Annotated in this window: 18 protein-coding genes; 11 read left to right on the top strand and 7 right to left on the bottom strand. The window is 72.5% G+C overall.

Annotated features, from left to right (window positions below; all coding sequences use genetic code 11):
* Positions 1-1,150: IS200/IS605 family accessory protein TnpB-related protein (locus ACFPZN_RS35065; RefSeq protein ID WP_378286678.1), on the bottom strand; the 1,150-nt coding region annotated here is incomplete at its 3' end.
* 453 nt (positions 1,151-1,603) lie between these two features.
* On the opposite strand from ACFPZN_RS35065, the gene ACFPZN_RS35060 reads away from it, so the two are divergent.
* A complete protein-coding gene (locus ACFPZN_RS35060) occupies positions 1,604-1,795 on the top strand; it encodes a histidine phosphatase family protein (RefSeq protein ID WP_378286676.1) in 192 nt (63 codons plus the stop codon).
* Positions 1,796-1,809: 14 nt separating this feature from the next.
* Here ACFPZN_RS35060 and ACFPZN_RS35055 read toward each other — a convergent pair whose 3' ends face one another.
* Positions 1,810-2,151: a hypothetical protein gene (locus ACFPZN_RS35055; protein WP_378286674.1), complete on the bottom strand. Its 342-nt coding sequence runs from the start codon at positions 2,149-2,151 to the stop codon at positions 1,810-1,812.
* Between the two features lie 141 nt (positions 2,152-2,292).
* On the opposite strand from ACFPZN_RS35055, the gene ACFPZN_RS35050 reads away from it, so the two are divergent.
* Both ACFPZN_RS35050 and ACFPZN_RS35045 read left to right on the top strand, forming a co-directional pair.
* Positions 2,293-3,591 carry an aromatic ring-hydroxylating oxygenase subunit alpha gene (locus tag ACFPZN_RS35050; RefSeq protein ID WP_378286672.1) on the top strand — a complete coding sequence of 433 codons (1,299 nt, stop codon included), beginning with the start codon at positions 2,293-2,295 and terminating at the stop codon, positions 3,589-3,591.
* 14 nt (positions 3,592-3,605) lie between these two features.
* Entirely contained in the window at positions 3,606-3,932 is a 327-nt protein-coding gene (locus ACFPZN_RS35045) for a hypothetical protein (protein WP_378286671.1), read from the top strand.
* A gap of 85 nt (positions 3,933-4,017) precedes the next feature.
* Here the strand turns inward: ACFPZN_RS35045 and ACFPZN_RS35040 are convergent, their stop codons facing one another.
* Positions 4,018-4,647, bottom strand: a complete 630-nt coding sequence (locus ACFPZN_RS35040) for a TetR/AcrR family transcriptional regulator (RefSeq protein ID WP_378286669.1) — start codon at positions 4,645-4,647, stop codon at positions 4,018-4,020.
* A 105-nt stretch (positions 4,648-4,752) separates the two neighbouring features.
* Here ACFPZN_RS35040 and ACFPZN_RS35035 point away from each other — a divergent pair, with 105 nt between their 5' ends.
* The 8 genes from ACFPZN_RS35035 (at position 4,753) to ACFPZN_RS35000 (ending at position 16,473) form a co-directional block, all read left to right on the top strand.
* Complete coding sequence (locus ACFPZN_RS35035; RefSeq protein ID WP_378286667.1) at positions 4,753-6,153, top strand: hypothetical protein; 1,401 nt, start codon at positions 4,753-4,755, stop codon at positions 6,151-6,153.
* A gap of 5 nt (positions 6,154-6,158) precedes the next feature.
* Positions 6,159-7,634 (top strand): acyl-CoA reductase, encoded by a 1,476-nt coding sequence (locus ACFPZN_RS35030; protein WP_378286665.1) that lies wholly within the window; start codon positions 6,159-6,161, stop codon positions 7,632-7,634.
* A gap of 2 nt (positions 7,635-7,636) precedes the next feature.
* Positions 7,637-8,644 (top strand): aldo/keto reductase, encoded by a 1,008-nt coding sequence (locus tag ACFPZN_RS35025; RefSeq protein WP_378286663.1) that lies wholly within the window; start codon positions 7,637-7,639, stop codon positions 8,642-8,644.
* Positions 8,645-8,701: 57 nt separating this feature from the next.
* Entirely contained in the window at positions 8,702-9,469 is a 768-nt protein-coding gene (locus ACFPZN_RS35020) for an SDR family NAD(P)-dependent oxidoreductase (protein ID WP_378286661.1), read from the top strand.
* A gap of 134 nt (positions 9,470-9,603) precedes the next feature.
* Entirely contained in the window at positions 9,604-10,356 is a 753-nt protein-coding gene (locus ACFPZN_RS35015; RefSeq protein WP_378286659.1) for a hypothetical protein, read from the top strand.
* Positions 10,357-10,861: 505 nt separating this feature from the next.
* Positions 10,862-11,971: an SEL1-like repeat protein gene (locus tag ACFPZN_RS35010; RefSeq protein WP_378286657.1), complete on the top strand. Its 1,110-nt coding sequence runs from the start codon at positions 10,862-10,864 to the stop codon at positions 11,969-11,971.
* A gap of 113 nt (positions 11,972-12,084) precedes the next feature.
* Positions 12,085-15,633 carry a protein kinase domain-containing protein gene (locus tag ACFPZN_RS35005; RefSeq protein WP_378286656.1) on the top strand — a complete coding sequence of 1,183 codons (3,549 nt, stop codon included), beginning with the start codon at positions 12,085-12,087 and terminating at the stop codon, positions 15,631-15,633.
* 291 nt (positions 15,634-15,924) lie between these two features.
* Positions 15,925-16,473, top strand: coding sequence for an RNA polymerase sigma factor (locus tag ACFPZN_RS35000; RefSeq protein ID WP_378286655.1), 549 nt, complete (start codon positions 15,925-15,927; stop codon positions 16,471-16,473).
* An 18-nt stretch (positions 16,474-16,491) separates the two neighbouring features.
* On the opposite strand, the gene ACFPZN_RS34995 is transcribed toward ACFPZN_RS35000, so the two are convergent.
* From ACFPZN_RS34995 to ACFPZN_RS34980, 4 genes are read right to left on the bottom strand one after another with little or no spacing between them, the layout of a single operon-like run.
* Entirely contained in the window at positions 16,492-17,970 is a 1,479-nt protein-coding gene (locus tag ACFPZN_RS34995) for a dynamin family protein (protein WP_378286654.1), read from the bottom strand.
* A 48-nt stretch (positions 17,971-18,018) separates the two neighbouring features.
* Positions 18,019-19,875, bottom strand: coding sequence for a dynamin family protein (locus ACFPZN_RS34990; RefSeq protein ID WP_378286653.1), 1,857 nt, complete (start codon positions 19,873-19,875; stop codon positions 18,019-18,021).
* Positions 19,872-21,089: a hypothetical protein gene (locus ACFPZN_RS34985; RefSeq protein ID WP_378286651.1), complete on the bottom strand. Its 1,218-nt coding sequence runs from the start codon at positions 21,087-21,089 to the stop codon at positions 19,872-19,874. Before ACFPZN_RS34985 ends, ACFPZN_RS34990 begins: the two co-directional genes overlap by 4 nt.
* Positions 21,086-22,129, bottom strand: coding sequence for a TRAFAC clade GTPase domain-containing protein (locus ACFPZN_RS34980; protein ID WP_378286650.1), 1,044 nt, complete (start codon positions 22,127-22,129; stop codon positions 21,086-21,088). Before ACFPZN_RS34980 ends, ACFPZN_RS34985 begins: the two co-directional genes overlap by 4 nt.
* Between the last annotated feature and the right edge of the window lie 10 nt (positions 22,130-22,139).

The raw sequence follows: 22,139 nt of genomic DNA, 5'->3' as shown, positions 1-22,139 counted from the left end.
CGCACCGCTTGGCCCAGTGCAGCAACCGGCTGATGGCGTGCCGCACCTGGGCGTCGCGGTGGTCTGCGGTGCCGGACAGGTCGTAGCCGAAGCGTTTCGGGTCACCGACAGGGTTGCCGTGCGCATCAAGGCGGTAGGCGGCGAAGTGGTCGGCGTTGGTGTCCACTCCGATCACACCCTGCGCGCACGCCGCCTGGAGAGGGAGGGTGCGTGCGGGGGTGCGCTGCCAGGAGGCAGTGAGGTACCAGCGGTCGCGTTCGGGGTCGTGGTGGATGCGGTAGGCCACCGCCCGGTCGGCCTGGATGCGGTCGGCCCACTCGGCTCCCCGGTGCTGGAAGGCGACGCGGGCGGCCAGGACGTAGCGGCCGTGCGGAGCATTGGCCAGATGGGCCAGCGGGGCGGGGAGCCTGAGGGCCGCCTCCCCGCCGGGGGTGAGGCGGATGGTCTCGTTGCCGTACCGCTTCCCGCTCTCGCCATCGGCGGCCAGGAACGATCGTCCGGCCTCCCAGCGCTCCCGCCACCGCTGCTCGGTCAGCTCGGCATTCTCGAGATGGTGGCGAACGTGGGCAAGCCTCTTGCCGCCGCGCACCACGTGCACGATCCCGGCGTCCCGGTCGGCCCGCTCACCGGTGAGCCGGTCTTTCAGGGCGGCCAGGCGGCGGGACTTGGCGAACCACTCCCGCCGAGACCGGTACCCGCCCGGCGCCCGCCCGGCACCCCTGGCTCCCAAGGGCAGGGACAGCCGGTGCTCCAGCGTCCGCACCCCCGACTCCAGGCCCTGGACGTGCGCGTGCTGGGCGCCGCGGGCCAGGGCCCACTGGTCATGGGTGGCCTTGGTGATCGAACCAGCCCACCGCGACGACGACACCCCGGTCAACTCCCGCTTGCGCGCCGCCCACCGGTCGGCATCATGGTCCAGGCCGTCGCGGCACCGCATCTTCAGATCCCGCGCGGCCAGCGAACCCAGATGCGCCCCCACCAGCCGCAACACCCGCTCGTCCTCAGCCGTCAGGCCCTTGAGACGGTCACGCACCGCCACCCCCGACGGGCCCGCCGCAACGAACGGCGGCGCGATCGTACGCACCCCGCCGTCTGGGGGGCGGGCTGTGCGGCCGGGGGCGACCACACCACTGGAAGCGGTGCGCGACATGACGAACACTTTAAGTGATGAGATTCGAACATGCAATCGACTCGTGCTGCTCGGACACCATGGCGGCATGGTGCGCGGGACGGGGCGGCTGTGGACGGCCGTCGTGCTCATCGCCGCGGTCGGCGTGACGGGATGCTCCGGCGGCGAGGAAGCGGACGGGCCGCGGGCCGCCGGCGGGCCGTCCACGTCAAGCGCGGCGGCCATGCCCGGCGACGGGCAGACGCGGCAGCTGATGGAAACGCTGCGCGGGGGCGGGCACGCGATCGTGTTCCGGCATGCGGCCACGGACCATTCCGACCCGGACGCCGACGAGGTCGATCTCGGCGACTGCGCGACCCAGCGGAACCTCTCCGAGCGGGGCCGGGCCGACTCGCGCGCGATCGGGCAGGCGTTCCGGACGCTGCGCCTCCCGGTGGGCGAGGTACGGACCAGCCGTACTGCCGCACCGCGGAGATGGGCAGGCTGCGTCCGCTGCTGGGCCAGGCGCCGCCGCGCGGGCGCAACACGGTGCCGATCGTCCACGGTCACTACGTGCGCGCCCTGGACGGCATCGAACTGGCCGAGGGCGAGGCCGCGGTCTACCGGATCGCCGGCGGCCGGCACGAGCGGGTCGGCAGGGTCCTGCCCGGCGCCTGGACGTCCTGACGGCGGGGGCTTCGCTAGAAGATCCAGTCGTTGGCGCGCGCCTGTTCGAGCAGCTGGTCCGCCTCCCGGCTCTCGAGCATCTCCAGGCCCCGGACGGCCCAGAACCGCAACGGCTCCTCCCGGCTCTCCAGCTGGTCGCGGAACACCGCCAGCGCCTGTGCGGCGCGGGCCTCGGCGATGAGTTCCAGCAGCCAGCAGCCCAGGTCCTGATCTTCCCGCTCCGCCGCGAACTCCGCGATCAGCTCGTCGACGTACCCGTCCGCGTGCTCGCGCAGGAAGTCGAAGGCCTTCTCCCGGACGCGCGGGTCCCTCTCCCGCATGAGCTGCATGGCCTGATCGAAACGACGCCGCGACATACGCCGACTTTACGGGCGCCCACCGACACAACCGGACGCGTTGATGGAAATGAGGTTCTCGTATTTGAGATTACCACTTGCATAAGTCTACGGAGGCGTCTACTTTCGTGTCGGCAGGCCGCTTCACCATGGAGGCAGACCGTGGCGCACTTCACCAAGCCCGTCGAGGGCAGCTGGACCGATCACTACCCGCATCTGCGGAAGACGCCGACGACCTACGAGGACTCGATCTCACCGGAGTACTACGAGCTCGAGCGCAAGGCGGTGTTCGCCAAGACCTGGCTGAACGTGGGACGCGTCGAGCGGGTGCCCCGCGTCGGGTCCTACTTCACCAAGGAGATCCAGGTCCTCAACACCTCGATCATCATCGTGCGCGGCAAGGACCAGCGGGTGCGCGCGTTCCACAACGTCTGCCGGCACCGCGGGAACAAGCTGGTGTGGCAGGACTTCCCGGGCGAGGAGGTGCAGGGCACGGCGCGCCAGTTCACCTGCAAGTACCACGCCTGGCGCTACGGCCTGGACGGCGCGTGCACCTTCGTGCAGCAGGAGAGCGAGTTCTTCGACCTCGACAAGGGCGAGTACGGGCTGGTCCCGGTGCACTGCGACGTGTGGGAAGGCTGGATCTTCGTCAACTTCGACCGCGAGTCCGAGCCGCGGCCGCTCAAGGAGTACCTGGGCGCGTACGGCGCCGGGTTCGAGGGCTACCCGTTCCACGAGATGACGCAGGTGCACGAGTACCGCGCCGAGATCGGGGCGAACTGGAAGCTCTACATCGACGCGTTCACCGAGTTCTACCACGCGCCCGTCCTGCACCAGAAGCAGGCGGTCCCGGAGGAGTCGCTGAAGCTGCAGCAGGTCGGTTACGAGGCCCTGCACTACGGGATCGACGGCCCGCACGGCGTCGTCTCCTCGTGGGGCGGCATGGCGCCGCCGAAGGACGAGAAGATGGTCAAGCCGATCGAGCGCAAGCTGCGCAGCGGGCTGTTCGGCCCGTGGGACCCGCCGATCGACATCGACCTGCCGCCGTCGGTCAACCCCGGGCGGCACAAGGCCTGGGGCATGGACTCGTACCTGATCTACCCCAACTGGATGCTGCTGGTCTGGAAGCCGGGCTGGGTGCTGACCTACCACTACTGGCCGACGTCCTACAACACCCACATCTTCGAGGGCACCTGCTACTTCGTGCCGCCGAAGAACGCCTGGGAACGCGTCCAGCAGGAGCTGGCGGTGGTCTCGTTCAAGGAGTACGGGCTGCAGGACGCCAACACCCTCGAGGCGACCCAGAAGATGCTCGAGTCCCGGGTGGTCACCGAGTTCCCGCTCAACGACCAGGAGATCCTGCTCCGGCACCTGCACCAGACGACCGAGCAGTACGTCGCCGACTACGTCAAGCAGCACCCCGAGGCCAAGGACAGCGTGCCCGGCCCGGCGGCCCGGTGAAGAGGAGAACCACGATGGCCGTTTTCCCGCAGCAGTTCGCCGACCTGGAGCCCTTCGCCGACTGGGCCGTCCAGACCGAGAAGGCGCGTTACGCCAAGCGCTTCACCAGCACGATGGAGGAGCTGCAGGCGTTCTACGACGCGGCGTTCCCGCGCCTGGACGACGCCAAGGCCTACCTGGAGAAGGTGTCCCTCGACGACATCAGCGAGGAGGACAAGCACCTGACCTGGCTGTTCTGCGCGCTGTGCACGGTGTCCTTCCCGGTCGAGGTGTGGCGGCAGCCCAAGGTGCCCGACTCGGGCCCCTCCTCGATCGACGCGGTCCGCGAGCCCGCCGTCTAGCCCGCGCGGCTCCGCTGTCTGCCCTCCCATCACCGCCTTCGCGGGCCGGCGCCCCGGCCCGCGGAGGCGGTGATCCGCGTCCGGCTCAGCGCGGCGTGAGACCGGCGTGGAACAGCGTGACGGCGTGCCGGATGTGGCGTTCCTCGTCGTCGGGGTCGCGGCGCAGCCCGAACACGGCGAGCATGGCGGGGAAGCCGGACACCATCGCCAGGAACTGCTCGGCGGCGAGTTCGGGGTCGTCGACGACGATGGCGCCGGCGCGGGCGTGCCGTTCGAGGACGTCGACGACCGAGCGCAGCCGCGGCGACCAGGTCATCGAGTGCGCGGCCTCGGCGAACTCGGGGAAGTGGTGCGCCTCGCTCATCGCGACCCGGGTCAGCCGCGCCACCTGCGGGTCGACGACCCGCGCGATCGCGATCCGCGCGATCGCCGCCAGCGCGGAGGGCAGGTCGTCGGCCACGTCGTCGAGGTCCGGGGCGTCCCAGTTCAGGGTGGACATCGCCCACGGCAGCACCTTGGCGAACAGCGCCCGCTTGTCGGGGTACTTGGCGTAGAGCGTGCGCTTGCTGATGCCCGCCGCGCGGGCGATCTCCTCCATCGTCGCGCCCTCGAAGCCGCGGTCGGAGAACACCTCCAGCGCCGCCTCGCGCAGGCGCCGTTCCAGCTCGGCGGCCTCGGCCCGCGTGGGCCGACCGGTTCTGAGGTGCTGTCCCATGGCATGAAGTATGACCGCCCGCGCGGGATCCCCCGGGCCGGGGCCCGGCCCATTGACCGAAAGTAAACGCGAACGTATATTTCCGGGGAGACCCGGGGAGGGACATTGGGCACCACCGCACAACCGGCCGCACTCGATGCCGGCGATGTCGCCGCGTGGACGGAGCGTCCGCACGAAGAACTGCTGGGACTCGCACGAGACGTCGTGGAGCCGGTCCAGCGCGAGGTGCTGCGGCGGCGGTTCGAGGCGCTGCGCCCGCGCGTGGAGGCGCTGGGCAGGCTGGCCGAGCGGCAGGACGTCGGGCGGATCGACGGCCTGGACGACGTCGTCCCCGTCATGTTCGACCACAAGGTCTACAAGAGCTATCCGCTCAGCCTGATCGAGAAGCGGCGGTTCACCCGCCTGACCGCGTGGCTGAACCGGCTGACCACCCACGACCTGCTCCAGACGCCGGTGGACGACCTGCGCTCGGTCGACGACTGGCTCACCCGCCTCGACGACGACGGCATGATCATCGGCCATTCCACCGGCACGACGGGGAAGCTGAGCTTCATCCCGCGGTCCCGGGTCGAGTGGCCGGCCTGGCGCAACGCGCACTTCCTGGCGATGCGGGCCGCGCTCGGCGTCGACGTCCGCCAGGTGAAGATCCCGTCGTTCTCCGCCGGATACCGCAGCGGCCACCAGATGATGACGAAGATGGGCCGGCTGATGGCGGGGGCGCAGGCCGGCGGCGACGAGGCCCGCCACATGCTCCACGACTACCCGCTGTCGTCGGACCTGCTGTCGCTCGCCGGGCGCCTGCAGGCCGCCGAGGAGCGCGGCGAGCTGGACGAGCTGGAGATCGACCCGAAGATCATCGAGGAGCGGCGGCAGCTCATCGAGGCGAGCCGCCATCGCGACGACGACCTGCAGAAATGGTTCGCCAGACTGGCCGAGGAGTTCCGCGGGCAGCGGGTGCGCATCGGCGGCACGTCCGCCGACCTGGTCCGGCTCGCGCTCAGCGGGCGCGAGCAGGGCGTCGGGTGCGAGTTCGCGCCCGACTCCATCCTGATGGCGGGCGGCGGCTTCAAGGGTTTCAAGGACGCCCCGGCCGACTGGCAGGACCTGCTCAAAGACTTCTTCGGCATCGACCGCGTCGCGAGCATGTACGGGATGTCCGAGTGCATGGGCACCGCCCCGAAATGCTCGGCCGAGTACTACCACTTCCTCCCCTACACCCTGCCGATCGTCCTGGACGAGGACGCGAGGCCGCTGCCGCGCGAAGGCGTGCGGACCGGCCGGCTCGCGCTGTTCGACCTGCTGGCCGAGACGTACTGGGGCGGCTTCATCTCCGGCGACCGCGTCACGATCTACTGGGACGATGCGTGCGCGTGCGGCTGGAAGGGCCCGCGCATCGACGGCGGCATCGTGCGGTTCTCCGAGCTGGAGGGCGGCGACGACAAGATCACCTGCGCGGGGACGGCGAAGGCGTACAACGACTTCATGGACTACGTGAGCGGAGCGTGACCCCCATGTCCCGGACGGCCGCCCCGGAGACGGCGACGAGCGTGCTCGACATCCCCATCGTGATCCGCGGCCGCGTCATCGAGCCCGGCGACGACGCGATCGTGTTCGGAGGCCGCGGCGGTGCCGCCTTCCGCCAGGCCGACCCGCGCCGGTACGCCCGCGAGCTGGTGCTCGCCAGCCCCGGCGACCTCAAGGACCTGTACGACACGCCGATCGACGAGATCATCGACTTCCTCGCCGAGCTCGGCGGGCGCCTCACCCTGGACAACCCGCTGATGCGCAAGGCGTTCGACCTCGCGCTCGAGGCCGGCGACATGACCGAGCCGGTGCTGCGCCCGATCTACGAGCAGTTCCCCCGGATGTTCGACCGGGACCGGCTGGGCGCGCAGATCGACGCCAAGGTGGGCAAGGACTACCTGGACGGATGGGTCGAGCAGGGCGGGCCCGGCCGCTCCCTGGTCCGGATCCGGGCCGTCGGGACGCGGCAGCTGCACATCATCGCCGGCAACGTCCCGGTCACGGCCGGCATCACGATCGTCCGCGGCGCGCTGACCAAGGGCGACACGCTGGTCAAGACGCCCTCGAACGACCCGTTCACCGCCGCGGCGATCATCCGCACCATGGTCGAGCTGGACCCGGACCACCCGGTCACCCGGCATTTCGCCGTCGCCTACTGGAAGGGCGGCGACGCGGAGGTCGAACGGCAGGTGATCACGCCGAACCGGATCGAGAAGCTCACCGCCTGGGGCGGGACGGCGTCCATGACGCACATCCAGAAGTACCTCGTGCCCGGCATCGAGCTCATCGCGATGAACCCCAAGCTCTCGATCTCCATCATCGGCCGCGAGGCGCTGGAGGGCGAGGAGGCCAGGGACCGGGCCGCGCTCGGCGTCGCCCGGATGGCCGGCCACATGAACCAGACCGCCTGCGCCAGCACCCGCGTCGTCTACGTCGAGTGCACCGACGACGAGGACGACCTGGCCCTCCTCGAGGACTTCGGGCACGCCGTCCACCGGGCCTTCCTCGCCCTTCCGCCGCACGAGTCGACGGCGCCCAAGCGCCCCGCGCCCGACCTGGAGGAGGAACTGCGCGCGATCGCCCTCGACGAGGAGTTCTACCGGGTCATCGGCGACACCTCCAGCGCGGGCGTCGTCATCTCCCGCACCGCCGACGAGCCGGTCGAGTTCGCCCGGCAGCTCGGCAACCGCATCGTCAACCTCGTCCCGGTCCCCGACATCACCAAGGTCCCGCGCTGGGTCAGCGAGGAGACCCAGACCGTCGGCATCTTCCCCGAGTCGCTGCGCCGGAGGCTGCGCGACGGCCTCGCCCTCCACGGCGTCCAGCGCACGCAGCCGATCGACCGGTCGATGCAGATGAACGATCTCGATCCCAGCCAGACCGTCCGGTTGCCCCACGACGGCACCGAGCCGTTCCGCCGGTCGGTGCGCTGGGTCGTCGACACCTCGGCCGAGGCGGTCTAGCCATGGAACTCCGCCGGCTCGGCCGCAGCGGCCTGTACGTGTCGGAATTCGCGCTCGGCGCGATGACCTTCGGCATGAAGGACTGGGGGTGCGACGAGGACACCGCGGTCCGCCTCGTCGACCGCTACCTGGACGCGGGCGGCAACTTCCTCGACACCGCCGACGGCTACCCGGGGTCGGAGGAGATCTGCGGGCGCGCGCTCAAAGGCAAACGCTCCCGGGTCGTGGTCGCCACCAAGTTCGGGATGCCGACCGGGCGCGGCCCGCACGACCGCGGCGGGAGCCGTATCAACATCCGGCGGGCCTGCGAGCGGAGCCTGCGCCGCCTGGGCACCGACTACATCGACCTCTACCAGCTGCACGTGGACGACGAGGCGACCCCGCTGGAGGAGACCGTCGCGGCGCTCGACGACCTCGTGCGTGCCGGAAAGGTCCTCTACGTGGGCGCGTCCAACCTGCGCGCCTACCGCCTGATGAAGGCGCTCGCCATCAGCGACCGCCTCGGCGCGGCGCGGTTCGTGTCCTTCCAGGGCCAGTACAACCTGATCGTCCGCACGCTGGAGCGCGAGCACGTCCGGCTCTTCGCCGAGGAGGGCCTCGGCCTCATCACCTGGAGCCCGCTGGCGGCCGGAATGCTGACGGGCAAGCTCCGCCAGGGTGCCGAGCCGCCCGCGACACGGCTGGCGCAGCGGGAGGTCGCGTTCGACTCGCTGGTCAAGAACGACCGGGGCTTCGGCATCGTCGACCTCGTCCGCCGGGCCGCCGCCCGGATCGGCTGCACTCCCGCGCAGCTCGCGCTCGCCTGGCAGCGCACCAGGCCGGTGACCGCGACGATCGTCGGCGCGCGCACCGAACGGCAGCTGGAGGACAACCTCGGCGCCCTCCACGTGCGGATTCCCGCCGAGATCCTGGACGAACTCGACCAGGCCACCGCCCCGCCGCCCGAGTACCCCGGAACCTTCATCGACATCTTCCAGGGCTGGCTGCGCGGCGGCACCCTCCTGCAGTAACACATGTGAACGCTCCCGTATATTTATTGCACACCCACCGCCCGAGAGGACCCCGGTATGCCACAGCCGCCTGAGGAGAAGGTCGCCATCGTCACCGGCGCCGCGTCGGGCATCGGGCTCGCGATCGCCGAGCGGCTGGCACGCGACGGCGCGAGGACCGCGCTGTTCGACCTCGACGGCGACGCGGCCGAGACGGCCGCGGCCAAGATCCGCGGCGGCGGGGGCCGGGCGGTCGCGGTCCCCGCCGACGTCGCCGACCGCGACGCCGTCGCCCGCGGCCTCGAGGAGGTCCGCGACCGCTTCGGGCCCGTCACCATCCTCGTCAACAACGCCGGAAAGGAGGGCTTCCGCCGCTTCCTGGACATCTCACCGGAGAAGTGGAACGAGATGCTCGCCATCAACCTGACCGGGACGTTCCACTGCTGCCAGCTGGTGCTGCCGGACATGATCGCGGCCGGGTGGGGGCGCATCGTCAACATCTCCTCCTCCAGCACCCACGGCGGCCAGCCGTACATGGCGCACTACGTCGCCTCCAAGACCGGGATGGTCGGCCTCACCAAGTCGCTCGCCCTGGAGTTCGGCCCCGACGGCGTCACCGTGAACACGATCCCGCCCGGGTTCATCGACACCCCGATGACGCGGCGCAACGACGCGCGGGGCAGGTTCGGACCGGGCGGCATCGAGGAGGCCATCTCCCGGACCCCCGTCGGCCGCGCGGGCAGACCGGAGGACATCGCGGCGGCCTGCGCCTTCCTCGTCTCGGACGAGGCGGGCTACATCACCGGCCAGATCATCGGCGTCAACGGCGGCCGCAACACCAGCTGACGAACGGGCTCCGAGCCCGTGAAGCACCGAGGTCGGTGCCGGGTCGCCAGTGCGGAGTGCGGACAACTGCCGCCCGGGCGTGAAGGTCGGCCTGACGGCCACTATCGGACGCGCGGACCGTGCCGATTTCTCCAGTGAACACTGGCGTCCTTATGGCGGCCGTCCACAGCGGGGAGCGCCTCTACCTCGCGCGGTTCGACGGCACCGCGTTCCAGCCCGTCGCACCGCCGCCCGACGTCGCCTACGCCTACGACACCCGCCTGTGGGCCGGTCCGGCCGGGGTGTGGATCCAGATCAGGGTGCCGGGCCCGGACAGTACGATCAGGCCCGCGCTGTTCCGGCGCGTCGGCGACGCCTGGGAGGCGGACCCGCTCGCCGGCCGGTTGCAGGACGGGCTGTCGGACCTCCAGGCGCGCACCGCCACCGAGGCATGGACCGGAAGCTGCCGCTACAACACCGCCACCGAACGCAGTGAAGCGGTGGTCCTCCACTGGAACGGCTCCGCCTGGACGATGCTGCCGCCGCTCCCCACCGACTCGTGCGTCACCAGCGTCGCGCCCACCGGGGGCGGAACGGTCTGGGCACTCACCTACGACACCCTGTACCGCTGGAACGGCACGACGTGGACCGCTTCGGCCCCCGAAGGCAACTTCGACAACTACGGCAAGAAGGTGCGGCTGGACAAGGACGGCAACCCGCTCGTGATCGTCCCCCGCCCGATCATCTACGGCCGCGCGCCGCTGCTGCGGTACGCGGGCGGCACCTGGCAGACCTTCACCACTCCTGTCGAGACATGGGTCGGCGACCTCTCCGTCGCGCCGGGCGGGCGCATCTGGGTGACGGGGAACACGCTGATCGATTCGCCCGTGATGCTGACCTCTCCCTGAGGGCCGGCCGGTCGCGTTCGGAGAACAGGCCCGGTGTCCGCATGGACATCGGGTCTTTTGCCTGCCGGGGACCCGATGTCCACCACGGCACCGGCATGGGCGAGGCAGGTGGTCAGTGGGACTCGGCGAAACGCTCCGGTGGCCGGCGCGACGCGCCCGGCTGCGCGGTGGTCGATCCCGATCGTCGCGACTCTGGGCCACTCCACGAGTTCTGTGACGCTTTACACATTCATTCTTCTCAAACCGGGCAATATTTCCGAGAAATTCTCAGATGGTGATTCTCGCGCGCGTCGCGGAAGGGACGCAGAACGGCGCGGAACACTAGAGAACGAAAAGGAACACCTTGCGCCCAACTGCTGTGACCTCCGGTTTCGTCGCGCCGCGAAACGGAGTGGAACACCCCGGAACGCTCGCGTAGATCACGCGATGTGCCTGGTTGGTGCCATAATTGCCCGCAGCGAGAAAAGATCAACTGAGGCGAGAACCAGCGACGAAAGCAGCGGCGATGAGCGACGAGCGTCCGTGGAGTCCGGAGGCGCTGCAGGAGTTCATTCGGATTCTGGAGGATTTCCGGCGCGCGTGCGGGCGGCCCAGCCTGCGGAAGATGGAAAGGCTGTCGGAGCAGGTGGCGGAAACGCAGCGGCGGGCCGGCCGCGATCTGCCGTCGCTGTCCCTGGCCACCCTGAGCAACGTGCTCAACGGCCGCCGCAGCGGCCCGCCGGACTGGCGCTGGGTGGCCACCTTCGTACTGACCTGCCAGAGATACGCCGTGAAGGCCGGGCTGATCCCGGCCGACCCGGGCGAGAGCACCCTGCCGCAATGGAACGCGATGCTGCAGGAGGTCTACCTCTCCCCGCCCGACGGGGACACCGGCAACGGCCGGGCGCGGGTCGAAGGCCGTCACACCCGGCCCTTTCCCGGGCTGCCGGCACCGGGCGACCCGCCCGACGCGGGCGGGCCCTCGCTGCCCCTGGCCGCCCCCGTCCACGTCCCCGATCCCGACCAGCCCAGCGTCCGCAACGGGGCGCCGCCGGCCAGGCCCGTCCCGGTCGCCCTGGACGGGCGGGCCCTGCAGGCGATGTCCGAGGAACTGATGCAGGACTACGTCGGCGACCCCGAGGGCACGCCGACGCTGACCGAGCAGCGCATGCTGACCCTCTTCGGCCGGCACGGGGTGCGCCTGGTCCGCGCCGCCGAGAGCGGCGATCCCGAGTCCTGCTTCGAGCTGGGCGTGCTGCTGTGCCTGGAGGAGCGCCCCCAGGAATCACTGGCCTGGCTCATGCAGGCCGAAAGCCGCGGGCACGGCGCCGCCACCGCGCTGATCGAGAGCCTGGTGCCCGCCACCGCGGCCACGGAGCACGCCTACCTGCTGGGCCGCCGAGCGCTGGCCGACGGCGATCTGCAGGCCGCGCAGGTCTACCTGGAACGCGCGGCGCGCCGCCGGCACGTCCGCGCCGCGTTCGAGCTCGGCGCCGCCCTGCCCCACGACCGCGACCAGGCCGTCTACTGGTTCTCCCGCGCCGCCGATCTCGGCCACGACCTCGCCCGGTGGTGGGCCGGCACGCTCGCCGGCCGCGACCCGTCAGGTCCGCGCGCACGGCTCGCCACCGATTAAATAGACACCGCTGTTTGGCAAGGTGTTCACCGGGCCGTCGGGGGCGGTTGGGGGGACCGAGATCCGCCGGCGGTCGGATGATCGACGGCCGGAGTCGCGGTGACGGGAGTGGGATGACCGGAGCGAGGGGGGCCGTCGCGGCGGAGTGGCGGGCCGGTGACGTCGTCGACGGGCGGTACGAGGTCGTCGAGACGCTCGGCCGGGGCGGGATGGGGGTGGTGCACCGGGTCCGGCACCTGGGCTGGGGCACCGATCTGGCCGTGAAGTCGCCGCGCCCCGAGATGTTCCGCGACGCGGCCGGCCGCGAGCGGTTCGTCACCGAGGCGGAGACGTGGGTGTCGCTGGGGTTGCACCCGCACGTGTGCACGTGCCACTACGTCCGCACGCTCGGCGGCGTTCCCCGGGTGTTCGCGGAGTACGTCCCGGGCGGCAGCCTGCGCGACCGGATCGCCGACCGCCGGTTGTACGCCGGTGGCCCGGAGCAGGCGACGGCCCGGATCCTGGACACGGCGATCCAGATCGCGTGGGGCCTCGACCACGCGCACGGCCGCGGGCTCGTCCACCAGGACGTCAAGCCGGCCAACGTCCTGCTCGACGAGGCGGGAACGGCGAAGATCACCGACTTCGGCCTGGCCCGTGCCCGGGAGGCCACCGTCGCCGGTTCCAAGGACGGGCCCGGCGCGACCGTGCTGGTGCCGGGGAGCAACGGCATGACGCCCGCGTACGCCTCGCCGGAGCAGTTCGCGCGCCGGTCCCTGGGGCGGCGCAGCGACGTGTTCAGCTTCGCGGTCACCGTCCTGGAGATGCTGGTCGGCGAGGTGACGTGGATGGTCAGCCCCGCCGCGGGCGCCACCCTGGCCGCCTGCCTCTCCGACGGCACGGGCATGGCCGTCCCGCGGATCCCCGCCGACCTGGCCGACCTGCTGACCCGCTGCCTGCGCGACCACCCCCGGCACCGGCCGCGCTCGATGGCCGAGGTCGCCGACGGGCTGACCGCCTGCTACGAGGCGCTGACCAGGGCCGCGTACCCGCGTGCGCGGCCGCGCGCCGCCGACCTGCGGGGCGACGAGCTCAACAACCAGGCGCTGTCGCTGCTCGACCTCGGCCGGACCGCCGAGGCCGAGCAGGGGTTCGCCGAGGCGCTGGCCGCCGACCCGCGGCACGCGCAGGCCGCCTACCACCTCGGGTTGCAGCGGTGGCGGCGCGGCGCGATCGGCGACGAGACCGTCGTCGCCCAGTTGGAGGCGGTCCGCGCCGACACCGGCGATTCCCGGCGGGCGCGGTTCCTGCTGGCTCAGGTGCACATGGAACGCGGCGATCTGGACGCCGCGCGCGAACTCCTGGACGGGGTGGCCCGGGAGCGACCGGGCGACCGTGAGGTGGAGGCGGCCCTCCAGGCCCTCGGCGGCGGCCGGATCACCCACGCGCGCTGCACCGGCGCGCAGGAGATGGCCTGGACGGCCGACCCGCCGCCGCGGACGCGCCTGCCGCTCAGCCTCGGCGCCGACCGGAAACTGGCGCTGAGCGGGGAGGCCGACGGCACGGTCCGGCTGTGGACGCTCCTCGACGGCCGGTGCCGGCTGACCCTCACCGGGCACGAGGGCCCGGTGAGGTCCGTCGCGTTCTCCGCCGACGGGACCCGCGCCATCTCCGCGGGCGAGGACGACACGGTCCGGCTCTGGGATCTGACCGGGGGGCGCTGCGCCCAGACCTTCCATCAGGCCAGGCACAGTGCCGTCGCCATGAGTTCCGACGGCGACGTCGCCGTCTACTCGTCCTATGACGGCGCCCTGCGGGTGGTCGACACCCGCAGCGGACGGGTCGTCCGCCAGGTGAAGGTCAGGAGCTGGGGGTCGCCGTCGGCGCTGATCAGCCCGGACGGCCGCTGGGCGATGAGCTCCGAGACCGGGATGAAGGCGGCCGTGCGGCTGTGGGACCTGGCCACCGGCGAGTGCCGGCACGTCCTGCCCGAGCCCATCCCGGGGTCGGCGACCGGCGGGTGCTTCAGCTCCGACAGCCGCTACGCCGCCACCTACGGGCCCCTCGACGGGCCGATCCGGATCTGGGACGTGGCCACCGGCCGATGCGTCCGCGTGCTGCGGGACGCGGGCCCGAGCGGCCCGATGTCCCTGAGCGACGGCGCCCGGTACCTGATCTCCGTGCAGGGTGTCCACCTGCGTTTCTGGGACGTCGACAGCGGCCGTTGCGTGCGGCGGTTCGTGGCGCACCGGGGCGGTGCCCGCGCCGTCCGTCTGAGCGCCGACGGCCGGTCGGCCGTGTCGGCGGGCGAGAAGGACGGCACGGCACGGTGGTGGCGGCTGCCCCTCGGGCAGCACGTCGCCGCGCCGAGCCTGAGCCGCCCGCGCCCGCACACCGAGCTGAGCGACTCGGACGCCACGGTCGACGCGCTGGTCGCCGAGTCGGAACGGGCCCTGTCCGACGGCCGGCTGACCGCGGCGCTCGATCTGCTCACGCGCGCCAGGACGGTGCCGGGGCACGAGCGTGCGCCACGGGTCATGTCCGCCTGGCGCGCGCTGGGCCGCCGCGCCGTCCGGACGGATCTGCGGGCCGCGTGGGTGTCGGCGGTGCTGACCGGGCACCGCCGCGGCATCGCCGCGGTCGACGTCGGCGCCGACCGCGGGCTCGCGGTGACCGGCGGGCAGGACGACACGGTCCGGGTGTGGGACCTCGGCACCGGCACCTGCCTGCACACGCTGACAGGCCACCGGCAGGCGGTGGTCTCGGTGGCCCTGAGCGCCGACGGACGCCGGGTCCTCTCCGGCGACAGGCGGGGCGCGGTACGGCTCTGGTCGACCGACACCGGCGAGTGCCTGCGCGTCCTGGCGGACAACTTCTCGCTGCTGGACAGGGCGCGGTGGGCGCGGGTCAAGGCCGACGAGTACATCGGGGTCGAGGAGCCCGGCGGCCCGCGCGGGGGCGTGGACGTGCCCATGGAGGCGCTCTTCGGCGACGCGCACGTGCGGTTCGGCGACGGCGGGCGGCTCGCGGTGGTCGGCCACGGCGACGGCCGGATCCGGTTCTGGGATCTCGGCACCGGCGCGCAGGTGCGCGCCATCGACACGGTGGACTTCGGCGAGGACGGCCTGGAGGCGCGCGACATCGGCATCAACTCGCTGGCGATCGGCGGCGGCGGCCGTCTCGTCGCCTCCGGCCACGGCGGTCCTCCGCGCCGCGGCGCCTCGGTGCGGCTGTGGGACTTCGACGAGGGCCACGCCAGGGGCGTTCTGCGGCCGAGACCGGCGGACAGGCGCGTCATGGGGCCCGAGGTGACCGCCCTGTGCCTGAGCGCCGACGGACGGCTCGCCCTGTTCAGCGACAAGGCCACGATGAAGCTCTACCTCTGGGACGTCGCGACGGGGCGGTGCGTGCGGGAGCTCGCGGAGAACGCCGGCTGGTCGCTGGACGCCCGGTTCACCGCGGACGGCCGGTTCGCGGTGTCGGCCGGTTTCCGGGGCGTCCGCGTATGGGAGGTCGGCAGCGGGCGATGCCTGCGGGTCCTCGACGACCGGGAAGGGAAGGGAGTGCGCTGCCTCGCGTCGACCCCCGACGGGAGTTTCGTGCTGGCGGGCCATGAGGACGGTTCCCTGCGGGTGTGGGAACTGGACTGGGAACTGGCCGCTCCCCCGTCGTATTCGGCGTGAATTGATTCTTTTCCATGCGCAAGCCGCTGGCCGCATCCGGACGTTGTCCCCATCTTGCCGGAGCCGACTCCGGCCGTCCCCGAACCAAAGGGCGGACCGCGGTCTGACCAGGCGTTCGAACCCGCGTCTCCGGCGCCGCTCCGATCGTTTTCCGGAAAGCCGTCAATTTCCGCAATCAGGTGCGGGAGGCCGCCGTCATACTTCACGCGGAGCCCACCGGGAACGGGGGGCCGGGGCGGTGAGGGAGCGTGGTTCGGCATGTCATATCGGGCGCCTGGACTGTGGGCCTCCATGGATGACGAGCGCCTTGTGGGCTGTTTCCGGCAAGGCGATCACGGCGCGTTCGGCGAACTGGTGCGCAGGCATGAGCCGCGGCTCTTCCGGGTGTGCCTGCGCATCACGCGGGACCCCGAGGACGCCCGGGACGCGCTTCAGGAATGCTGGCTGAAGGCGATGACCGGGCTCGCCGGATTCGAGGGGCGTTCGCAGGTGAGCACCTGGCTCCACGCGGTCGCCACCCACGTGGCCCTCGACCAGCGGCGCCTGAAGGAGCGCCTGCCCGACCCGGTGGCCACGAGCGAGATGGATCTGCTGCTCCCGGCGCTCCCCGGGCCCGCCGAGCAGGTGGTAGGGCGCGAGTACTGCCGCCGGTTGCTGGCGGGGCTGTCGCCGGCGAAGCGCAGTGCCCTGATCCTGCACTACGCCCTGGGCCTGTCCTACAAGGAGATCGCCGATCTGCAGGGCGTTCCGCTCACCACCGTCCAGACGCGCATCCTGCGCGGGCGCCGCGCCTTCGCGTCCCTGGCGGAGGCCGCGCCCGCGGGCCTGCGCGCGGCCTGACCGGGCCGCGCGGACCCGTCAGGCGGAGCCCTCCTCGGCGAGGAAGTAGAACGCCTCGCACAGCTCGCGGGCGGTCTGGGCGTGCCGCCGGACGACCCTGGAGTGCGACCACTCGTGCGACTGCCAGCGCCGGATCTCCTCGTCGGCGGCCTTGCGCAGGTCCGCCGGGGAGGCGCCGGGCGCCGCTCCCAGGCACGCGGCCGCGTCGTGTCCGGCGGCGAGACGGATGAGGGCCCGGTGGTCGTCGTCCGGCAGCACCAGGCCGCCCGAGGCCGAGGTCGCCAGGGCGGCGGCGAGGGCGGTCTGGCGCATCAGCGGGTGGCGGCGCAGATCGGCCAGCCCGGAGCGCAGCGCCATGAGCGCGGCGATCTCCTCCTTGGTGCGGCCGAGCGCGCACACCTCCTCCAGCAGCGCCGCGGCGGACGCCGCGCGGAGGCGGTCGGCCCGGGCGCCGAAGTGGTCCCGGATCTGGTCGAGGAGATCGTCGACGCCGCTGTGCCGGCGCAGCACCGCCAGCACCTCGGCGGTGCTCGCGCCGCCCTCCCGGACGGCGGTGACGGCGATCTCCACGCCGTAGCGGCCGAGCAGGCCCAGCAGCCGCTCGCGTGCGGGTCCGGTGATCGGGGCGCCGCTCCAGGACGTGAACGTGTCCGAGGAGAAGAGCGCCTCGTCGAGCTCCGCGGGATCGGCGGCCGCCAGCCGGAGCAGCGACGCGGTGTCGGCGTCGGTGTAGTGGTCCCCCAGCACGGTCTCGGCCAGCAGGCCGGCGACGGGGACCACCCGTGCCGCCACGCCGGAGAGGCGGTCGCCGTAGCGGGCGGCGACCCTGCGCGCGCGGGGCCAGGGGTCGCCGATGCCGTCGCCGAGCTCGTCCACCCGGCTGAGGACGCCCAGCACGTTGAGCGCGGTGATGTGCTCGTCGGCCCTGCGGCGCAGGGCCTCCAGCGCTTCCAGGTCGTTCTCGCCGGGGTGCGGCGTCACGTAGAGGAGGGCGTCGGCGCGGGCGAGCGCGGCCATCGACAGGTCGTCCAAGCCGGTCAGCGAGTCCAGCCCGGGGGTGTCGACGACCGTGTAGCCGGAGGCGAGACGCTCGTTGGGGGCCTCCACGACGAGTTCGGCGATCTCCTCGTGCGGGATGCCCAGCGCCGCCGGGTCGTCGGGCACCCCGCCGCCGGGCCGGGCCGGCACGTGGCGGACGCCGCCGTCCCGGTGCCGCACCTGGACGCGGTTGACGTGCGCGTCGCGGAACCAGGCCACCAGGAGCGTGCACTCGGTGGCGGCGGTCGCCGCCAGCCGGTGCCCGAGAAGCGCGTTGACCAGGGTGGACTTGCCCGCCTTGAGACGTCCGCCGACGGCCAGCCGCAGGGTCGGCTCGGCGAGCCGCGCGGCGACGGCGGCCAGCCCCTCGGCGGCGGGTGCGGCGGGGTCGAGATGCGGCACGGCCCGCTCGCAGAGGACCCGCAGCCGGGCCGACAGCGGCCCCTCGACGGCCGTCATCGCCTCGTCCACGGCCGGGGCGCCCGGTGCGCGGCGGCGGCGCGCACGTCAGCGCACCCCCAGTTCCCGGCGCATGGCCTCCGCCCGTCCGCCGAGGCCGCGCAGCCGCTCCAGCCCGGCACGCGCCTGCCGGCGGTCCCGGGCCAGCGTCTCCTGCGCGGCGCGCAGATCGCTCTGGTGCGCGGCCAGTTCCGCCTCCAGCCGCGTCCGCTGGGCCGCGATGCGCTCGGAGACCGCGTCCCCCAGCCGGTCGCTCAGCTCCTCCACGGCCGCGGAGATCTTGGGCGGGATCTCGGTGTTGAGCTCCACCACCAGCCGGTTGACGTACTTGGTGGCGTCGCCGCGCGCCCGGCGCAGCTCCTCGCGCCGCTTGCGGCGGCCGCTCAGCAGCGCCATCAGCCCGAACCCGGCGGCCACGGGCAGCAGGATCGACCCGGTGACCGCGCCCAGCGCCGCGATGGTCAGCGCGCCCGCGCCCCAGCCCGGCATGACCCGTTCGATCATCGCCAGCGGGCCGCGGGAGTCGTCGGCGGTGGTCCCGGGCCGCGGCAGCTCCCGGAGCCGGTCCGGCAGCGTCAGCTCCCGGCTCACCTCGACGTCCACATCGGCGAACTCGCGGCCGATGTCGGCGGCCAGGGCCCGCATCCCGGTGCGGACGCCGTTCTGCAGCTCCAGCCAGACGCCCTCGATGCCGGCCTCCAGGTCGCCGGGCAGCTCGCTGAGCAGATCGGAACCGCCGCTCTTGGCGATCTTCTCCTCGGCCAGGGCGCGCAGGTCGTTGACCGAGCGCTGGAAGCCGAGCCGCAGCGTGCGCTCCAGCTCGCGGGTCCGCCGCGCCAGGGTCCGGCGCCACTGGGCGTCGGCGCCCTGCAGCTCGCGCAGCCGCTCGCGCCGCTCCACGACCTCCCGCTCCAGCTCCGGATCGCCCTCCAGCGACCGCACCCGCCGTTCCAGGGCGGCCGCGAGCGGCTCGATCTGCGCGGCCGCCAGATGCAGCGCGTTGTCCAGCCGGATCTGCCAGGCGCGGGACGCGACCCGCTCGGTGAGCGCCGCGCTCAGCTCGCCGATGCCGGACGACGCCGCCAGCCGTTCCGCCTTCGCCGCGTCCCCGGACTCGCGGGCGGCGACCGCCTCCAGCTCGGCGCGGCCGCTCACCGGGAACCACGGCGCGGACGCGTACCGGGGCGCGTGCTCGGCCAGCAGCGCGCGGTTGCGCTCCAGGACCTCCCGCCAGCCGCGGTACTTGTCGGTCTGCGCGAGCACGAACAGGACGGTCCCGATCCGCTCGGTGGCCCGGGTGAGGAAGGTCAGCTCGGACCGGGTGAGCTCGACCGACCCGTTCACCACGAACACCAGCGCGTCGGCCCCGGTCAGCGCCGCCAGCGTGATCCGGGCGTGCCCGGAGACCAGGCCGCCGACGCCCGGCGTGTCGATGAGCACCAGGCCTGCGCGCAGCAGCGGGGACGGCACGCCCACACGGACGTGCCGCACGTCGTCCCGGACCTCCGCGCCGCTCTCGGGGTCGAGGGCCGCGTAGGCGGGGATCTCGTGGAGTCCGATCGGGACCGGATCCGGCTTTCCGTTCAGCACGGCCTCGGCCTGCGGCTCGGGCGCGTACCCGACCGCCAGGTGGACGCTGGTGGCCACGTCCACCTCGACCGGCAGCAGCCCCGGCCGCCCGACCAGCGCGTTGATGAGCGAGCTCTTGCCGCGCTTCTTCTCCCCCACCACGATGGCCCCGGCGGCGCCGGTCTCGGCCCGGCCCGCCTCGGCCCGGATCGCCGCGGCGGTCGCGTCCCGGTCGGCCGGATCACCGAGGGCCATCACGGCGTCGGCGACCTCCTGGCAGAGCGCCCGCACCTGCGGCGCGAGCCGGCTCGCAAGCCGGCTCTCGTCCTCGTTCACCGGTCCCTCCCCCACGTGTCGCCGAAGAAGTCACCGGTGTGACCCGGCCGTTCGGGCAGTTCGACATCGGGCGGCGGCTCCGTCCGCCGGACCGGCCGGACGGAACCGCCGCCGTGCGGATCGGACGGCGCACCGGGACCCGCGCCACCGAGCAGTTCCTCGATGTGCGCGAGCTCCCCCTCGGCGGCCTCGGCCTCCTTCAGGGCGGCCTCGTAGCGCAGCTTCGCACGGTGCCACGCCGCGATGAGCTCCTGGCGTTTGCGCTCGGGGAGGCCCCGCGCCTGATCGGTGCGCTTGCGCGCTCTCGCCGCGTCGCCGCCGAACGAGTGGGGCGTGTGATGCTCCTCTTCGGGCCCCAGGAAGGCGCGTGCGATGTCCCGGGCGACCCCGCGCAGACCGCGGCCGCCCCGGTCCTCCTCAAGGACCTGCTCGTGCTGGAAGCGGTCCCAGTCGGACCGTTTCGGAGCTCCGGCGGACTTGGGACGCACGGGTTCCGTCCGCGGCTCGGGCTTCGGCCTGGGGATCGTCCTGGGCTCTCTGACTCCTTCGACGCACAGGTGGGTGAGGTGTTCGGCGCGACGGTCCGCCATCGTCCACCAGCCCGTGGCCAGGGCGAAGTCAGCCCCGGTCAGGACGGCTCTGTCCCAGTACTCGGCAGCCTGGTCCGCGGGAAGGACGTGCACCACGTCCGGCTGGACGGAGAGCCGCCGCCCACCCTCGCCCTCGGTTTCCTTGACGGAGGTCGACGCCCAGGGGGCCGGTTCGGGCAGGGTCCGCTCCAGGACGATCTGGTCCTCGTGCAACTCCCACACCGGCTTCATGAACCGCTCGTACACGCGTCCCGCCCACTCCTGGCAACGCGCGGCCAGGTCCGCCAGGGGCGGCAGGTCGGCGACGGAGCCGCCCGCGCCGAACCAGCCGACGAAGCAGTAGAGTTCGCGGCCGCCCTGCAGGTCGGTGTGCATGGCGTCGCTCAGCATCCGGGCCCGGCAGGCGACGCCGACCAGCACCCCGTCCGCGCCGCGCGCCAGCAGGAAGCGCGGGGCGTGGCTCTCCTCGCCGGCGTCCGGGCGGACCAGGTCCTCGCCCCCGTTGATCACGTCGAGCATCGCCTTCTCGGGCCGGCCGCCGAGGGGCACCCCGGCGGGCCAGGCCCGCCGCCACCGGTCGACCCACCGGGTGCGGCCGTACACGACCGGCGACCACTCGGTCATCGGACCACCCCGTCCTTGATGATCGGGAGCCCGTCGAGCTCGCCCATGAGCTGGGCGGCGCGCTGCTGCGCGGTGTCCAGCTCCTTCTGCAGGTCGGCCGCCCGCTGGGCGGCGAACTCGATCTCGCCGCTCTTCCGCCTGATCTCGCCGCCGCGGAAGAAGCCCGCGCCGAAACCGCTGCGCAGCTGCTCCAGCTCGGTGCGGGCGTCGGCGCGGCGGCTCTCGACCTCCTTCAGGTCGCGCCGGTCGAAGGCGGCCTGCTCGGTCAGGTAGTGCATCAGGGAGAAGATCAGCGGCTTGTGCACGAAGATCGGGTCGACCTGGCCCGGCTTCACCGTGCCGCCCGGCTCGACCCCGAACCGCCCCAGCTGCACCGGGCAGATCATCGCGGTGACGCCCGGGTAGTAGGCGAAGGGCACCAGCTTCTTCAAGTTCTTCACCATCACCCTCAGGGCGTCCTGGCGCGGCATCCCGCTCCGCTCCTCCAGCACGTCGCACTTGGTGACGATCACGACCAGGGACGGCCGGGCCCGCCCCTCCTCCTTGAACTGCTGGAAGAGCCGCATGATGGTCTGGGTGAAGATGCTCAGGCCCATCGCCCCGGTCACCTGCATGCCGGCGCACTCCTCCCTGATCCAGTCGCCGACGTGGTGGCCGTCCAGGACGAGGTAGATGCTGTTGGACTCGGCCAGCCGCTCGCGCAGCGTCGGGATGTCGGCGGCGGTGTCGGCGTCCCTGGTCGACGCGGTCCCGGCGCCCCCGCGGAAGTCCACGAAGTCCAGGTGCAGCATGGTCTCCAGACCGTGGTTGAAGATCATCTGGTAGGCCGTCGGGACCTCGTCGGTCGGCGGCGGCAGCTCGCCCCGCGTGTACAGCGTGTCCCACCGCCGGGTGAGGTCGATGTGGTCGTCGGGGTCCCGGGTGAACAGGTGGTAGCCGTGCACGCCGGTCGCGAGCATCGCGTACATGCCCAGCATCAGGGTCGTCTTCCCGGAGCCGGTGGCCCCGAGGATGGTCAGCTTGATCTCCGGAGTCCTCATCGCGCTTCCT

The organism is Actinomadura rugatobispora (assembly GCF_042656285.1).
GTDB classification, from domain to species: domain Bacteria; phylum Actinomycetota; class Actinomycetes; order Streptosporangiales; family Streptosporangiaceae; genus Spirillospora; species Spirillospora rugatobispora.
The sequence above is the reverse complement of the archived record's forward strand: the minus strand, read 5'-3'. Positions and strand labels throughout refer to the sequence as shown.

What these genes read in the sequence shown, in the direction of transcription:
- ACFPZN_RS35060 (WP_378286676.1), top strand. Translation starts at nt 1,604, where the DNA reads ATGGGCAGGCTGCGTCCGCTGCTGGGCCAGGCGCCGCCGCGCGGGCGC.
- ACFPZN_RS35055 (WP_378286674.1), bottom strand. Translation starts at nt 2,151, where the DNA reads ATGTCGCGGCGTCGTTTCGATCAGGCCATGCAGCTCATGCGGGAGAGG.
- ACFPZN_RS35045 (WP_378286671.1), top strand. Translation starts at nt 3,606, where the DNA reads ATGGCCGTTTTCCCGCAGCAGTTCGCCGACCTGGAGCCCTTCGCCGAC.
- ACFPZN_RS35040 (WP_378286669.1), bottom strand. Translation starts at nt 4,647, where the DNA reads ATGGGACAGCACCTCAGAACCGGTCGGCCCACGCGGGCCGAGGCCGCC.
- ACFPZN_RS35030 (WP_378286665.1), top strand. Translation starts at nt 6,159, where the DNA reads ATGTCCCGGACGGCCGCCCCGGAGACGGCGACGAGCGTGCTCGACATC.
- ACFPZN_RS35025 (WP_378286663.1), top strand. Translation starts at nt 7,637, where the DNA reads ATGGAACTCCGCCGGCTCGGCCGCAGCGGCCTGTACGTGTCGGAATTC.
- ACFPZN_RS35020 (WP_378286661.1), top strand. Translation starts at nt 8,702, where the DNA reads ATGCCACAGCCGCCTGAGGAGAAGGTCGCCATCGTCACCGGCGCCGCG.
- ACFPZN_RS35010 (WP_378286657.1), top strand. Translation starts at nt 10,862, where the DNA reads ATGAGCGACGAGCGTCCGTGGAGTCCGGAGGCGCTGCAGGAGTTCATT.
- ACFPZN_RS35005 (WP_378286656.1), top strand. Translation starts at nt 12,085, where the DNA reads ATGACCGGAGCGAGGGGGGCCGTCGCGGCGGAGTGGCGGGCCGGTGAC.
- ACFPZN_RS35000 (WP_378286655.1), top strand. Translation starts at nt 15,925, where the DNA reads ATGGATGACGAGCGCCTTGTGGGCTGTTTCCGGCAAGGCGATCACGGC.
- ACFPZN_RS34995 (WP_378286654.1), bottom strand. Translation starts at nt 17,970, where the DNA reads ATGACGGCCGTCGAGGGGCCGCTGTCGGCCCGGCTGCGGGTCCTCTGC.
- ACFPZN_RS34985 (WP_378286651.1), bottom strand. Translation starts at nt 21,089, where the DNA reads ATGACCGAGTGGTCGCCGGTCGTGTACGGCCGCACCCGGTGGGTCGAC.
- ACFPZN_RS34980 (WP_378286650.1), bottom strand. Translation starts at nt 22,129, where the DNA reads ATGAGGACTCCGGAGATCAAGCTGACCATCCTCGGGGCCACCGGCTCC.